General features: G+C 75.8%; 11 protein-coding genes. 5 read left to right on the forward strand and 6 right to left on the reverse strand.

Annotation, left to right across the window (positions count from 1 at the left end):
• Window positions 1–429 precede the first annotated feature (429 nt).
• From QMZ92_RS00865 to QMZ92_RS00880, 4 genes are all read right to left on the reverse strand, one after another.
• Window positions 430–912, reverse strand: coding sequence for a DUF4232 domain-containing protein (locus QMZ92_RS00865; protein WP_283295258.1), 483 nt, complete (start codon window positions 910–912; stop codon window positions 430–432).
• A gap of 785 nt (window positions 913–1,697) precedes the next feature.
• Window positions 1,698–2,075 (reverse strand): VOC family protein, encoded by a 378-nt coding sequence (locus QMZ92_RS00870; protein ID WP_283295259.1) that lies wholly within the window; start codon window positions 2,073–2,075, stop codon window positions 1,698–1,700.
• Window positions 2,076–2,303: 228 nt separating this feature from the next.
• Entirely contained in the window at window positions 2,304–3,116 is an 813-nt protein-coding gene (locus QMZ92_RS00875; protein ID WP_283295260.1) for a class I SAM-dependent methyltransferase, read from the reverse strand.
• 199 nt (window positions 3,117–3,315) lie between these two features.
• Complete coding sequence (locus QMZ92_RS00880) at window positions 3,316–4,947, reverse strand: bifunctional phosphatase PAP2/diacylglycerol kinase family protein (RefSeq protein ID WP_283295261.1); 1,632 nt, start codon at window positions 4,945–4,947, stop codon at window positions 3,316–3,318.
• A gap of 209 nt (window positions 4,948–5,156) precedes the next feature.
• Between QMZ92_RS00880 and QMZ92_RS00885 the strand changes: the two genes are divergently transcribed.
• The 3 genes from QMZ92_RS00885 (at window position 5,157) to QMZ92_RS00895 (ending at window position 8,804) form a co-directional block, all read left to right on the forward strand.
• On the forward strand, window positions 5,157–5,729 hold the full coding sequence (locus QMZ92_RS00885) for a TIGR03086 family metal-binding protein (protein WP_283295262.1): 573 nt from the start codon (window positions 5,157–5,159) through the stop codon (window positions 5,727–5,729).
• Window positions 5,730–6,182: 453 nt separating this feature from the next.
• Window positions 6,183–7,400: an aminotransferase class I/II-fold pyridoxal phosphate-dependent enzyme gene (locus tag QMZ92_RS00890; protein WP_283295263.1), complete on the forward strand. Its 1,218-nt coding sequence runs from the start codon at window positions 6,183–6,185 to the stop codon at window positions 7,398–7,400.
• A 420-nt stretch (window positions 7,401–7,820) separates the two neighbouring features.
• Entirely contained in the window at window positions 7,821–8,804 is a 984-nt protein-coding gene (locus QMZ92_RS00895; protein WP_349307697.1) for an MBL fold metallo-hydrolase, read from the forward strand.
• On the opposite strand, the gene QMZ92_RS00900 is transcribed toward QMZ92_RS00895, so the two are convergent.
• Together QMZ92_RS00900 and QMZ92_RS00905 are read right to left on the reverse strand one after the other, a co-directional pair.
• On the reverse strand, window positions 8,784–9,428 hold the full coding sequence (locus tag QMZ92_RS00900; RefSeq protein WP_283295265.1) for a DedA family protein: 645 nt from the start codon (window positions 9,426–9,428) through the stop codon (window positions 8,784–8,786). The two genes, QMZ92_RS00895 and QMZ92_RS00900, sit on opposite strands and share 21 nt — an antisense overlap.
• A complete protein-coding gene (locus tag QMZ92_RS00905) occupies window positions 9,425–10,198 on the reverse strand; it encodes an MBL fold metallo-hydrolase (protein ID WP_283295266.1) in 774 nt (257 codons plus the stop codon). The genes QMZ92_RS00900 and QMZ92_RS00905 overlap by 4 nt, the downstream gene beginning before the upstream one ends.
• A gap of 181 nt (window positions 10,199–10,379) precedes the next feature.
• On the opposite strand from QMZ92_RS00905, the gene QMZ92_RS00910 reads away from it, so the two are divergent.
• Both QMZ92_RS00910 and QMZ92_RS00915 read left to right on the forward strand, forming a co-directional pair.
• A complete protein-coding gene (locus QMZ92_RS00910; protein ID WP_283295267.1) occupies window positions 10,380–10,796 on the forward strand; it encodes a recombinase family protein in 417 nt (138 codons plus the stop codon).
• Window positions 10,797–11,209: 413 nt separating this feature from the next.
• Window positions 11,210–13,438 carry a phage holin family protein gene (locus tag QMZ92_RS00915; protein ID WP_283295318.1) on the forward strand — a complete coding sequence of 743 codons (2,229 nt, stop codon included), beginning with the start codon at window positions 11,210–11,212 and terminating at the stop codon, window positions 13,436–13,438.
• The last annotated feature ends 84 nt before the right edge of the window (window positions 13,439–13,522 follow it).

Below are 13,522 nucleotides of genomic sequence, written 5' to 3' on the forward strand. Positions count from 1 at the left end.
CGCGTTCGCGTCCGGGGACCTGCGCGACACGGGCCGTGGGCTTCCGGCCGTCGCCTCCCGCGGGTCGCCGAACGCCTCGGTGCCGCTCCGATCGAGAACGGCCCGGTGGGCGCCCCGTTCACGGTACGGGTGGCCGCGGTGCGCGACGTCATGCCGACGGCGGACGAGGGTGATTTCCTTGTGGTGGAGGGGGCGGCTTTGGCGCCGGACCGGTGCCCACCACGCTGCCGGTGTCCGGCCCCTCCGTCACGGCGGCGGGGCCGGGAAGGCCGTCCGCGGCCGAGGGCGCCGCCCCCGGTGCCCGGGTGACGCCGCGCTCGGCGGAGCGCGCCGCATTCTGGTCGGTGCCTGGAGAACGGTGGGCTGGCGCAGGGCGGACCTGAGCCCCCGTACCCCCGTGGCGACGGGGGCTCAGGGGCTGAGGGGGACTCAGGCGGCCACCACGGGACCCACGAAGTTGCGCGGCGGGTTGGCCGACTCCTGCTCGGCGACCGGACCCCAGCGCCAGCGCATGTTCGTGGACGCCGTGTTGTTCGGCGGGGTCACGATCGCGGTGACCGGTTCGACCACCCCGTCCTCGCCGGACTGACCCTGCTGGAACGTGAGGGTGAACCGGGCGCTCGCCCCGGGAGCGAGGGTGACGGTCGAGTGGGACAGCGACCGCTGGTCCACGAGGTTCTCCGTCGTGGCTCCCTGGGCGAGCGTCACCTTCGGAAACCCGTCCAGCAGACAGGTGGCGCCCCCCGCGTTCCGCAGGGCGACGACGGCGGTCCGGCTGCTGCCGGGCTCCGCGCCGCCGGAGACGGCCGTGCCGCCGGGTGCCCAGGACAGCGACAGGTCCGAGGTCAGGCACGGCGGGGGCGGCGCCGCCGCGGCGGGGGTGGCCGACACCACCGGCGCGGCGAGGGCCACCACGGCCAGGGTACCCAGAGCCCGTGCCCGGGCACGGGCCGCGGTACGGGCACGGACGGCCGTACGGACACGTGCCGCACCGGCGCGCACCGCAGGGTCAGGGTCGGGACGACCCCGACCTGCGCGGTTGCCGCCCGTGCGGGTGCGTATCGGCCATGACATGCGGTACCTCCGTGATTGGTTGCGGGGGACTGCGCTCGCGGCGCCCAGGGGCCCGCCCGCTCGGGAGGGCACGTCCTTCGGGCGGACCGCCCGGACCGGACCGTTCCGGCGAAGCGCCGAGCCCCGGCGCCTGACTGCCCCGGGCGTACGGCCCGGACACACGGCTCGCGCCGCGGCGCCTACGGCGGGGCGCGAATCGCTTGCTCACGAGCACAGGCGTTTTCACCCTAAACCAGCCATTCGGGTGATGCATCCGGACAATATGTCGGACGCGTCGTGCGCGGGCTGGAACGGGCCCGTGCATGACGCGGCAGCCTGCGCGCGCTCAGCGCTCGAACGGTGTCGGAGCCGGAACGCCGGGGCCGCGCGGGCCGGCCGCACGCGGAACACCGTCGTGATCGACCCTCCCTCCCGTTCCTCGGGTCCGTCCCGGCCTGCGCCCGCCTGCGCCCGGCACCGTGCCCGGCCGCCACCAACTCGCGTGGCCCGGGCCGGCGGCAATGGGGAGGCCGTGGCGGCGCCGGACGCCAGCCCCGCCGCCGGCGGTGCGGACCGTGGCACGGCAGGCGGGGGTGCCGGGGCCTCGGCATCCCGCGCCGGGTCCTGCCGGACCTGGCAGGACCTCAGTGGCCCGGCGCGCCGGCGTCCTCGACGGCGGGCTTCCGGTCGGCGTACTCGAACACCGACCCGTCCGGGTGGACCGCGATGAGATTGCGGCCCACCGGCGTCGGTACCGGCCCCGCCACCACCTTGGCGCCGACCTCGCTGAGCGTTGCGTACGCCGTGCCCACGTCCTCGACCGCGATGGTCGCGGACACCTTGCGGAGGATCTCCAGCTCCGACTCGGGACCGCTCATCAGCAGGAAGCAGCCCACCGCCGCCACCGACACCCCGCCGCGCTCGAAGCGGAGCGCAGGCGTGCCGGTGAGGCGTTCGTAGAAGCCGGTCGCGGCCTCCAGGTCGTCGACGCAGATACGCAGCGTGGTTCCGAGGATCTCCATACCGGCGAGGGTAGTTGGCGCCCGTAGGCCACGAGATCGATTCCCGCCGCGCGGCAGTGGTCGTGTGTACCGCCGCGGGGCACGGCCGTCGCGCGAGGCGTGGACGGCGGGTGGTGGCAGCACTCCGGCAGCGCTGGGTACGAACGGCCGTCGCGCGAGGCGCGGACGGCGGTCGAGGGCCGCGCTGCCGCCGTTCGGACGGTTCGGCGGGCCGCTGTTGAGTACGCGTCAGGGCGCCCGGCAGATCAGCTCGCCGTGCGGGACCATGAACCAGCCGTCGTCCGCCCGGCCCCACGCGCGCCAGGCCGCGGCGATGTCGTCGAGTTCGTCCGGGCGGGCGTGGCCGCCCTCGACGGCGAGCGCCGCATAGGCCGAGGCCGTCGTACGGTCCGCCCACAGACCGCTCCACCACGCCCGTTCGTCCGGGGTGGCGAAGCACCAGGCGGAGGCGGTCGTCGTGACGTCGGTGAAGCCGGCGGTGCGTGCCCACGAGCAGAGCCTGCGACCGGCGTCCGGTTCCCCGCCGTTGGCCCGGGCCACGCGGCGGTACAGCCCCAGCCAGGTGTCCAGCGCCGGGACTTCGGGGAACCAGGCGAAAGCGCCGTAGTCGCTGTCGCGGACGGCGACGGCTCCGCCCGGCCTGCACACCCGCCGCATCTCGCGGAGCGCCGCCACCGGGTCGCCCACGTGCTGCAGCACCTGGTGGGCGTGGACGACGTCGAAGGAGCCGTCGGGGAAGTCCAGTGCGTGGACGTCGGCGGCCGTGAAGCGGACATTGTCCAGCCCGCGTGCCCGTGCCTCCCCTCGAGCCCGCTCCAGGACGTCCGGCGCGGCGTCGACCGCGGTGACCGTGCCGGGGGAGACCAGGGCCGCCAGATCGGCCGTGATCGTGCCGGGGCCGCAGCCGACGTCCAGCACGTCGGCACCGGGCCGCAGTTCGGGGATGAGGTACGCGGCCGAGTTGGCCGCCGTGCGCCAGCGGTGCGAGCGCAGCACCGACTCGTGGTGGCCGTGTGTGTAGACGGCGGTCTCCTTCGGCATGCGGCCGCACCTCTCTCGGGACGTGGTAAGCCCACCGTACGCCGACTATCCGGATGATGAGACATGCGTCTTGCTATATGGACGGATGCGAACGGCCCGACGGTCGCGGCGAACCTGAGCTGAACGGGCGCCGGGCCCCCGGACGGGCCGGGGCCCGGGAGCCGTCGGCGCAGAAGTGCAGATCCGGGCCCGGAACCGATCAGAGCAGCGGTGAGGCCGGCGAGGGACGGTAGACGACCAGTGCCTCCGTCAGCTTGTCCACCGTCAGGTTCGTCGGTGCCCCGGCGATCTCGCCGTCGTACGCGAGCAGCGATCCCGGCGCCAGGCCGGAGATGCGCAGCTTCCGCAGCCGGCCGGCCGCGTGGAACGGGGACCGGCTCAGCGGACCCGCGAGCGCCGCGGCGAGCAGCCGCATGCCCGGGAACCGGCCGCCGTGCACCGCCCGGACGTCGAGCAGTCCGTCGGCGAGGTCGTAGCGGCGCCCGGGTGTCGGGCCGACGCGCTGGTAGCTCCCGTTTCCGGCGAACAGCAGCCACAGCGGCCTCCTGCGCCCGGCGATCTCCGCCTCCAGCGGGTGCTCGCCGCGCAGGGTCCGCAGCGCGGCCAGCACACCGGCGGGCCAGCCGCCGATCCGGGGCGACCACCGCTCCCGGATGCGCACCATCTCCGGGTACACGCCGAGGGAGAAGGTGTTGACGAAGTGTCCCTCGCACGCGCCGTCGGGCCCCGGGGTGAACCGGCCCAGGTCGACGCGTACGGCATCACCCGACGTCAGCGCCTCGCACGTGTCGTGCACGGTCTCCAGACCGAGGTCGTACGCGAAGTGGTTCAGGGTCCCTCCGGGGAAGACGGCGAGCGGCAGCCCGTGCCGGACCGCGGTGCTCGCGGCGCGGTTCACGGTGCCGTCGCCGCCCAGCACGCCGAGGGCCCGGCAGCCGCTCCTGGCCGCCTCCTCCAGGGCGCTCTCGATCTCCTCCGGAGCGCACTCGACGATCCGCGCCAGCGGCAGCGCGTCGCGGACCAGGGCCGTGGCGTCGTCCCCGGCGGCCAGCGCGCCCAGCGGTCCGGTCCCGGAGCCGGAGGAGCGGTTGGCGACCACGACGAGGTCCTTGCCGGCCGGCAGCCGGGGCGCCCGGGTGTGCGGCCGTCCCGGCGGCGGCAGCTGGTCCCGGGTCGGTACCAGCCCGCGCACCGCGAACGCCGCTCCGACCCCGAGCGCAGCCCCCACGAGGACGTCGCTCGGGTAGTGGACCCCGGTGTAGACGCGGGACAGGGCGACCGCGGCCGCGACCGGCGCCACCACGGCACCCCAGCCCTTCGACTCCATCGCCACTCCCGTGGCGAACGCCGCCGCCGACGCCGAGTGCCCGGAGGGGAAGGACGTGGTGAACGGCTGCCGCTTCAGCTGCCTGACGAGCGGCACGGCGTCGAGCAGCGGGCGTGACCTGCGCACCGACCGCTTGGCCACGGTGTTGATCGTCGCGGAGGCGAGCGCCAGCGAGGCCGCACCGCGCACAGCGGCCCGCCGCGACCGTGCGCCGCGCCCGAGGACGGCCATCCCGACGGCCGTGCCGAACCACAGGAGCCCGTGGTCGGCGGCCCTGCTGAGCCTCGGTAGCACCGGGTCGGCCCCCGGCCAGTGGCGGGCCGCGACCGCGTGGAGGACCCCGCGGTCCCACCCGGTGAGGGTCGAGGCGACCCGCCGGGCGCGCGGTGTGCGCTGCGGCAACCCCTCGGGGACGGACACGACGCGGGACACGGCACGCGCGAACGACTGCGGGAGCGAGTGCGCGGCGGACCGCGGTGCTCCGTCTCGGTGGAAGGCCGGCATGGAACGCGGGTACCCCGAGTCCTCGCGATCCAAGCGGGCCCCCTCCACATGCCACCCGCGCCGCGCAGGGGGCGTGGTCGCGGCCCGTGCACCCGGGAGTCCCACCGCCCCGGCGACGGTCCACCGCCCCGGCGACGGCCCGGCGTCCCGAGGCCCGGCAGCGCGGTGAGCGCTCGCGGGAGCCGGACGGCCGGAGCACAGTGGACCCCATGGACACTCGCCTGCTGGACCGGCACGCCGAGGCCCTCGCGCTCTTCACGGACCGGGTGCACGCCGTCCGCCCGGAGCAGTGGGACGCCCCGACCCCCTGCACCGGCTGGTCCGTGCGGGACCTCGTCAACCATGTGACCGCCGAGCAGCTGTGGGTACCGCCCCTCGTCGGCGAGGGCCGTTCGGTCTCCGACGTCGGCGACGCCTACGACGGCGACGTGCTCGGCGGGCATCCCGCCGTCACCTGGGACCGGGCCGCCTCCGCGGCCAAGGCTGCCTTCCGTGAACCGGGAGCCCTGGACCGGGGCGTCGGTCTGTCGTACGGCGACACCACGGTCGCCGCCTACTGCTCGCAGATGACGGCCGACGTGATCGTGCACGCGTGGGACCTCTCGCGGGCCATCGGCGCGGACGACACCCTCCCGGACTCACTGGTCGGCTTCGCCGCGGAGGAAGTCGCGCCGTACGCCGCCGAACTGTCCGGAAGCGGCCTGTTCGCGCCTGCCGTGGAACCGCCGGAGGGCGCGGACCGGCAGACGGAGCTGCTGTGCCTGCTGGGGCGCCGTCCCTGACGCCGGTTCCGTGAACCGGCGGCCCGGTGCACGGGGGACCGGCACGGTGGTGTGCCCGTGCGCCGCGTCGAGATGCCCGGTGTCGGCCCGCCGGCCTGCGGGACACCCCACGCCGCAACTGCTGGGCGCGCTGGGTGGCGTCCTGGCGCCCGGGCCGCACCGGAGACGTGGTGCTGACGGCCCGTAGGACGGACGCAGCCGGCAACGCCCAGCGGGTCCGCAGCGTCCACAACACCGGGGGCCGCCTGTTCGACGCAGTCGTCCGCCATCCCGTGACCCAGTCCTGAGCGGGCCACGCGCCGGCGGCGCGCACGGCCGCGGTCCCGGACGGCGCCGAGCCCGAGGACTTCCGAACGGTCCGCCCGGAGCGGCGGGCGGGCCCGAACCTCCGTATAAAGGGCTCGTGGCCGGGCAGCCGAATCCCGGGCAATGGCGACGGAGGGAGGTGGGCGCATGCGGCTGACGGATCCGGAAGGCCGCGGCCCGGTCCGCTACGGACCGCCCGCCCCGGACCCGGGCCTGCCCGTGCTGCCCGAACTCGCCGGCGTGCTCGCGTCCGCCGCCGGACGCACCTCCCCGGAACCGCCGGGCGGGGGGCCGATCCTGCGCGAGTCCGCCGCCGGCTACTGGTGGCGGCGCGGACTGCGCAGCCGTCCCGAGGACATCGCCGCCGCGCCCGGCGCCCAGCCCCTGCTGCTCGCGCTGCTCGCCGCGCACGGCGGCGACGTCCTCATGCCGCGGCCCTGCCCCGCGTGGTGGACACCGCAGGCCCGGCTCCTGGGCCGGCCCGCGTTCCACGTGCCCACGTCCGCGGAGAGCGGCGGCGTGCCCGATCCGTACGCCCTGCTGGAGACCGTGCGAAGGATCCGGGCGGAGGGCGGCAGCCCGCACGTGATGCTGCTGTCCGTCGCGGACGACCCCACCGCCACCGTGGCCCCGCCCGAACTCGTCCGCGAGGCCTGTGAGGCCGCCGTCGACGAAGGGCTGCACATCATCAGCGACGAGACCTGGCGCGACACGGTGCACGAGCCGCTCGACCGCCCCCTGCTCAGCCCCGCCGAGATGTGCCCGGACGACGTGACCGTCATCAGCGATCTGTCGGGTGCCCTGCTCCCGCCCGCGTGGCCCGTCGCCGTGGCCCGGTTCCCGACGACGGGGCCCGCCGCCGGGCGGCGGGCCCGGGTGCTCGACATCCTCACGGCCCTCGGGGGTTTCGTCGCCGGTCCGGTGGCGGCGGCCGCCGCACACGCGCTGGAGGAGCCGGGACCGGTCACCGCCCGGCGCGCCCGGGCGAACGCCCTGCACGCCGCCGTCGCCGACGCGGTCCACCATCTGGTCCTCACCTCCGGCGCGCTCGCCGGGCCGCCCCAGGCGGGCCGCCATCTCTACGTGGACCTCGGCCCGTTGCGCGCCCGGCTCGCCGGTCTCGGCGTCACCGACTCGATGGAGCTGGAGGACTACCTCAGCGAACGCCTGCACACACCGGTCCCCGGCGGTCACCGCTTCGGCGACGAGCTCGGCGCACTGCGCGCCCGTGTCGACACCGGCCCCTTCCTGGGCACGAGCCCGGAAGAACGCCTCGAAGCCCTCGAGTCCGACGACCCCCTCGCACTGCCGCATGTCGCCAAGGCGCTGAAGTCCCTCGGATCGGCCTTCCGGGATCTGCGATGACGCAGATCCCGGGGACCGCGACCCGCGAGCCCCCACCCGCGATGAACGGAGCCGCAGATGACGGAACAGACGGAGCAGCCGCCCCCCACCTCCCCGGCGGCCCCCACCCGCCGCACCACGGGAAGCGCCCCGGCCCTGGCCCGTGCCCACCGGTCCGGGACGACCCCCACCCGCGCGACGGACGACGCGCAGGCCGGAGCGGACCCGGAGGACCGGTGCCCGGCCGCCGCGGTGGCGCGTGCGGGCGGCGGGAGCGGTGGGTCCACCGCCCACCCGGCCGCGCACGCGGATCGCCCCGCTTCGGGAGGCGGTTCCTACGCCGGGACCGGCGCGGCCGCCCCGGCGGAGTCGCAGCTCGGGCCGGCGGGCGAGCCGGGGCCCCGGCCCGGGAACGACGAGGCCGGGCCCGGAACGGCGGCCGTGACCGGGCTGCGGCCGCTGGGGCTCGTCCGGCGGTGGCCGCGGTCCTTCGCCGACCGGCTCACCGCGCCGCTGCCCGGGGTGCGGGCCATGGCGCGGCTGGCGAGGGAGGGCGCGCTGCGGCCTGCGGCGGCCGGACTCAAGGACATTCCCCAGCTGCCCTTCGCCCCCGGTGCCCTGCCGGAGGCCGAACCGGGCACCGTCGCCGTCACCTGGGCGGGCCACGCGAGCTGGGTCGTCGCGATCGGTGAACTCACGGTGCTCACGGACCCCGTCTGGTCCCGCAGGATCCTCGGCACACCGGCCAGGCTCACTCCCGTCGGCGTCCGCTGGGAGGACCTGCCGGCCGTCGACGCCGTCGTCATCAGCCACAACCACTACGACCACCTGGACGCGCCCACCATCGCCCGGCTGCCGAGGCGCACCCCGATGTTCGTGCCGGCGGGGCTCGGCGGCTGGTTCCGGCGCAGGCGCTTCACCCGCGTCACCGAACTCGACTGGTGGGAGACGGCGGAACTGCCCGCCGGCAGCGGGGTCGGGTCGGTCCGGTTCGAGTTCGTGCCCGCGCACCACTGGTCAAAGCGCACACTCACGGACACCTGCCGCTCGCTCTGGGGCGGCTGGATCCTCACCGACCAGCGCGGCCGCCAGGTGTACTTCTCGGGCGACACCGGATACGGCCACTGGTTCAAGGAGATCGGCCGCCGCCACCCGGACATCGACCTGGCGATGCTGCCGATCGGTGCCTACGCGCCGCGCTGGTGGCTCAGCTCGGTGCACACCGACCCGGAGGAGGCGGTCCAGGCGTTCGAGGACCTCGGCGCCCGCAACATGGCGCCGATGCACTGGGCCACCTTCGTGCTCTCGTCCGAGCCGGTGATGGAGCCCCTCCGCCGGCTGCTGACCGCCTGGAAGCACACGGGCCGGCCCCGTGAGCAGCTGTGGGACCTGCCCGTCGGCGGCTCACGCGTGCTGACCGCCTGACGGCGGTCGCGGTCGCCGCCGCAGACGTCGCCACAGCGCGGGCACCCCGCTCAGCAGCAGCGTCAGCCCCACGGCGGCCAGCACGCCCTCCCAGGGCTCGTCGAACAGCGAGCCGCCGAGGATCCCGATCACCCCGTACGTGGCGGCCCACGCCAGACAGGCGGGCGCGTCGCCGCGGGCGAAGCGGGCCGGCGGCATCCTCGACATCAGGCACGCGAGCATCACCGGAATCCGTCCGGCGGGTACTAGCCGGGACACGACGAGCACGGTCGAGCTGTGGTCGTCGAGTCTGCGCTGTGCCTGCTCCAGCCGGTCCGGGGCCGCCCGCGCCCGCAGCGCCTCCAGCCATTTCGAGCCGTTCCTCGACCCGACGCCGCGCCGGCCGAGCCAGTACAGCGTGATGTCCCCGAGGAACGCAGCCGACGCGGCGACCACGAACACGAAGAACACCGAGAGCGGCGCGGTCTGATGGAGCGCCACCACCGCGGCCGTGCTCACCACCGCCCCCGTCGGCACCACCGGTACCAAGGCGCCCAGCGCCACCAGCAGGAACAGCGTCGGATAGCCGACGGCCTGCTGGGTCGACTCCGGTGGCAGCTGCCCGACCACGTCCTGGAGCGTCACCGGGAGACCTCCGGCCGGACGCTCTCGCAGTGCCCCAGCCGGTGCACCGCCACCTCCGGCGCCAGGCGTGCCGCCTTGCGGACGAACTCGTCACCCGGGGAGTGGAACTCGTGCGGTCTGACTGCGTCCATCCCGATCGGCCAGTACGTGCCGTAGTGCACGGGCACCGCGGAGCGGGGCGCGAGCGCGGCGAGCGCGCGGGCCGCGCGGTCCGGGTCCAGGTGGCCGTGCCCCAGGAACGGCCCCCAGCCGCCGACCGGCAGCAGCGCCACGTCCACCGGACCGACCGCGGCCGCCATGCCGTCGAACAGGCCGGTGTCCCCGGCGAAGTAGGTGCGCGCGGTGCCGTGGACGACGAAGCCCAGCGCGGGGGAGCTGTGCGGTCCCACCGGCAGCCGCCGCCCGTCGTGCGCGGCCGGCACGGCTCGTACGCGCACGTCCGCCACGGCCACCTCGTCGCCCGGTGCGACCTCCACGATCCGCAGACCGTCCAGTCTGCGCAGTCCCGGGACGGCCCGTGGGGCGCCGCGGGGCACGATCAGCCGGGTGCCGGGGGCGAGCCGGGCCAGTGAGGGCAGGTGCAGATGGTCGGAGTGCAGGTGGGAGACGACCACGGCGTCGGCGACGGCGGCCTCGGGCGGCGGCAGTTGGCCCCGCCGCCGGCGCAGATGCGCGAGCCTGCCGACGAACAGCGGATCGGTGAGCACCCGGACCCCCGAGTCCTCGACCGTGCAGCTGGCGTGACCCCACCAGGTGACCTCGACCGCCACGCACCGCCTCCTCGCCGGCGACCCGGCCCCGTCCGCACCTCGGCGGGCCGGCCATCGTCTCCGGTACGAGCGTAGGCGCTCGGGGGCCCGGCGGTCTCCCGCGCGCCCCGAAGTGCGCCTCCCCCGCGCGGGCCTGGCCGAGTAGGGTCGGGCCACGGCAGCCGACGCAGGGGGAAGGTCCATGACAGGCGCAGGGGACGGCGTGCGGGTCGCGGCCATCGCGAGCCTGACCCCGCTGGAGGAGCTCGACGTCGACCCCTTCCTCGTCGACACCCGCAGCCAGCACGCGATGTGCGCCCGCTGGGCGGCGGCCAAGGGGTACGTGGTCGCTCGCGAGCTCCTCTTCTACGGTCTGCGACCCGACCACTGCGGCCTCTGGGCCGATGTCGAGGCCGGCCTCGTCGACCTCTTCGTCGCCCCGAACGAGCGTGTCCTGGCGCGTGCCCTGACCTCCGTCCCCGAGTTCTCCGCCGAATGCCGGCGCCGCGGTGTCCGGCTGGCCACGGCCGGTCTGGACGAGCCCGCGTACGACTCCGCCATGAAGGCGAGCGTCCACCGCCGGCTCTCGATGCCGACCGCGGGCTACAACGGTTGCTGACCGGGCCGCGCCCGGGCGGCCCGCTCCCGGGCCAGGGCCCGGTCCGCCGCCGGTTCGGCGGTGCGGTCCGCGCGTCCCGCTCCGTTCCGGCTCGCGGTCCGGTGCGTACCGGTTCCGCTCCCGTCCCCGTCCCGGCTCGCGGATCCCGGCCGCGGGCCCGGGCCTTCGGGCTCCCGGTCCGCGGTCCCGCCCCGGTCCGCGGTCCCGACTCCGGCCGGCCCGCGACCCGAGCCGACGCGCCGTCCCCGTGCCGGGCCACTGCCGGTTCTCGCCGCCCGGGCCCCGGGCGGTACCGGCCCGGCCGCTCGCCGGGAATCGGGGGATCGGGGGTGCGGAATCCGGACTGCCGGGCCGCGTGACAGGCTGGACGCAGGCGAGTCGAGAGGGCGGTGGCGCGGGTGGGCGGACCGCGGATCGGTGAGGGGCGGTGGCGGACAGCCGGCGGAGCGCTGCTCCGGGTGATCGTGGTGTGGGCGGTGTCCACCCTGACGCTGCTCGCGCTCGCCGGGATCCTGCCCGACTTCCAGCTACGGTCCGACGACGGCGAGAGCATCACGAGGACGGCCGTCACCGCGGCCTGGGGCGCGGGCGCGTTCGGCCTGCTCAGCGCGCTGGTCTGGCCGCTGGTCGTACGCGCCTTCCTGCTGGTGCCCGCGCTGGTACTGGGACTGCTGGTGTTCTTCCTGAACGGTTCGCTGCTGCTGCTCGCCCTGAGGCTGATCCCCGACGGGGGCGGCGCCGCCGCGCCCGAGACCGCCGTGGTGGTCGCCGCCGTCATGTCGGCCGTCGCCTCGGCCACCTCCACCGCCCTGGCCGTCCGCGACGACAACGCCTACCGCCGGCGGCTGTCCCGCCTCGCCACCCGCCGGCGCCGCAGACGCGGCGGCCCGGCGGACGGCGGCGACGCGCCCCCCGGGACGGTGTTCCTGCAACTCGACGGCGTCGGCCACGCCGTGCTCGTCCAGGCCGTGAAGGACGGGCTGATGCCCACCGTCGCGCGATGGCTCGACACCTCGCACCGGCTCACCCGCTGGCGCACCGACTGGTCCAGCCAGACGGGCGCCAGTCAGCTCGGCATCCTGCACGGCTCGAACCACGACGTGCCCGGCTTCCGCTGGTACGAGAAGGACACCGGCCGGATCATGGTCAGCAACCGGCCCGCGAGCGCCGCCGAACTCCAGCGCCGCGCCTTCCTGCGGACCGGGGACGCCGGGCTGCTCAGCCTCGACGGCGCCAGCCGCGGGAACCTCTTCACCGGCGGCGCCGACCAGCTCGCGCTGGTCCTGTCGGTGACGGCCCGCCGCGGTCGCGCCAACCGCTCCCGGGCCGGCTACTTCGCCTACTTCTCGGATCCCGCCAACGCCGTGCGGACCGCGGTGTCGTTCTTGGCGGAGGTGGGCCGCGAGATCGGGCAGTCCGTTCGCTCACGTATACGGGGCGACCGGCCGCGCACCGGCCGCGGCGGGCTCTACCCCTTCATCCGGGCCTTCGCGACCGTCGTCGAACGGGACGTGGTGGTCGCCGCCGTGATGGGCGACATGCTCGCCGGGCGCACCGCCGTCTACGCCGACCTCGTCGCGTACGACGAGGTGGCCCACCACTCCGGACCGCACAGCCGTGACGCCGCCAAGGTCCTCGAGCGGATCGACCGTGCCGTCGCCCTGATCGCCAAGGTTGCCGACCACGCGCCCCGCACCTACCGGATCGTGCTGCTGTCCGACCACGGCCAGAGCCCCGGCGAGACCTTCGAGGGTGTCTACGGGCTGACCCTGAAGGACCTCGTCCGGGCCGGCTGCGGGCTGCCCGTGTCCCGTCGCGCGGGACGCACCAGGAGCGGCGCGGAGGCGAGGGACGCGGCCCGGCACGCGCTGTTCGGCGCGCTGCACCGGCCGACGGGCGAGGACGCGGCGGGGGAGCGGCCCGCGGCCGGTCCGGATCCGATCGTCCTCGCCTCGGGGAACCTGGGCCTGATCTCCTTCCCGGACCTTCCTGGCCGGGCCGTCCGGGAGGAGATCGACCGCCGCCACCCGGCGCTCCTGCACACCCTCGCCGGGCACCCCGGCATCGGCTTCCTCCTGGTGCGCAGTGAGCGGCACGGCTCCGTCGTGCTCGCCCGGGACGGCGCGGGCACGGTCGAACTGCCCGTCGCCGGACTCGACGGTTCCGGCCCGCTCGCCGTGTTCGGGCCGGGGGCCGCCGACGCCGTCCGCCGCACCGACTCGTTCCCGCACGCCGCCGACATCATGGTGAACTCGATGTACGACCCGGCGACGGGCCGGGTGCACGCCTTCGAGCCGCAGATCGGTTCGCACGGCGGCCTCGGCGGAGAGCAGTCCCACCCCTTCCTCCTCTCCCCGCTCGAACTGTCGGAACCCGTCCCGGACGGGGGCGAGCCGGCCGGGGCGGAACAGGTGCACACAGTGCTGCAGCGGTGGCTGGACGAGTGCCGGGGCGGGCCGTTCGGACCGCAGGTGCCGCTGGGGCACGCGGAGGATCCCGACCCTCGGGTACCGCCGGGGCCCGCAGGGGATCGGCGTTCGCAGGAGTCGCCGGGCCCTGCGGAGGCCCCTCGCCGGCAGTCGCCGCCGGGGCCCCAGGAGGATCGCCGGTCGCGGGGGGCCCGGACGAAGCGTTTCCCGTGACCGGTCCGGTGCCGCAGGACGAATCCGATTGATCCGGCGGGGTGCCGAACCGTCCCGGAACACGTTCGGGTCTGCACGGAGGGA

Origin of the sequence: Streptomyces sp. HNM0645 (assembly GCF_030056615.1) — a bacterium.
GTDB classification, from domain to species: Bacteria; Actinomycetota; Actinomycetes; order Streptomycetales; family Streptomycetaceae; genus Streptomyces; species Streptomyces marianii.

Bases quoted from the DNA above. Each gene is read 5' to 3' on its own strand.
- QMZ92_RS00870 (WP_283295259.1), bottom strand. From the start codon at position 2,075: ATGGAGATCCTCGGAACCACGCTGCGTATCTGCGTCGACGACCTGGAG.
- QMZ92_RS00875 (WP_283295260.1), bottom strand. From the start codon at position 3,116: ATGCCGAAGGAGACCGCCGTCTACACACACGGCCACCACGAGTCGGTG.
- QMZ92_RS00880 (WP_283295261.1), bottom strand. From the start codon at position 4,947: ATGCCGGCCTTCCACCGAGACGGAGCACCGCGGTCCGCCGCGCACTCG.
- QMZ92_RS00885 (WP_283295262.1), top strand. From the start codon at position 5,157: ATGGACACTCGCCTGCTGGACCGGCACGCCGAGGCCCTCGCGCTCTTC.
- QMZ92_RS00890 (WP_283295263.1), top strand. From the start codon at position 6,183: ATGCGGCTGACGGATCCGGAAGGCCGCGGCCCGGTCCGCTACGGACCG.
- QMZ92_RS00910 (WP_283295267.1), top strand. From the start codon at position 10,380: ATGACAGGCGCAGGGGACGGCGTGCGGGTCGCGGCCATCGCGAGCCTG.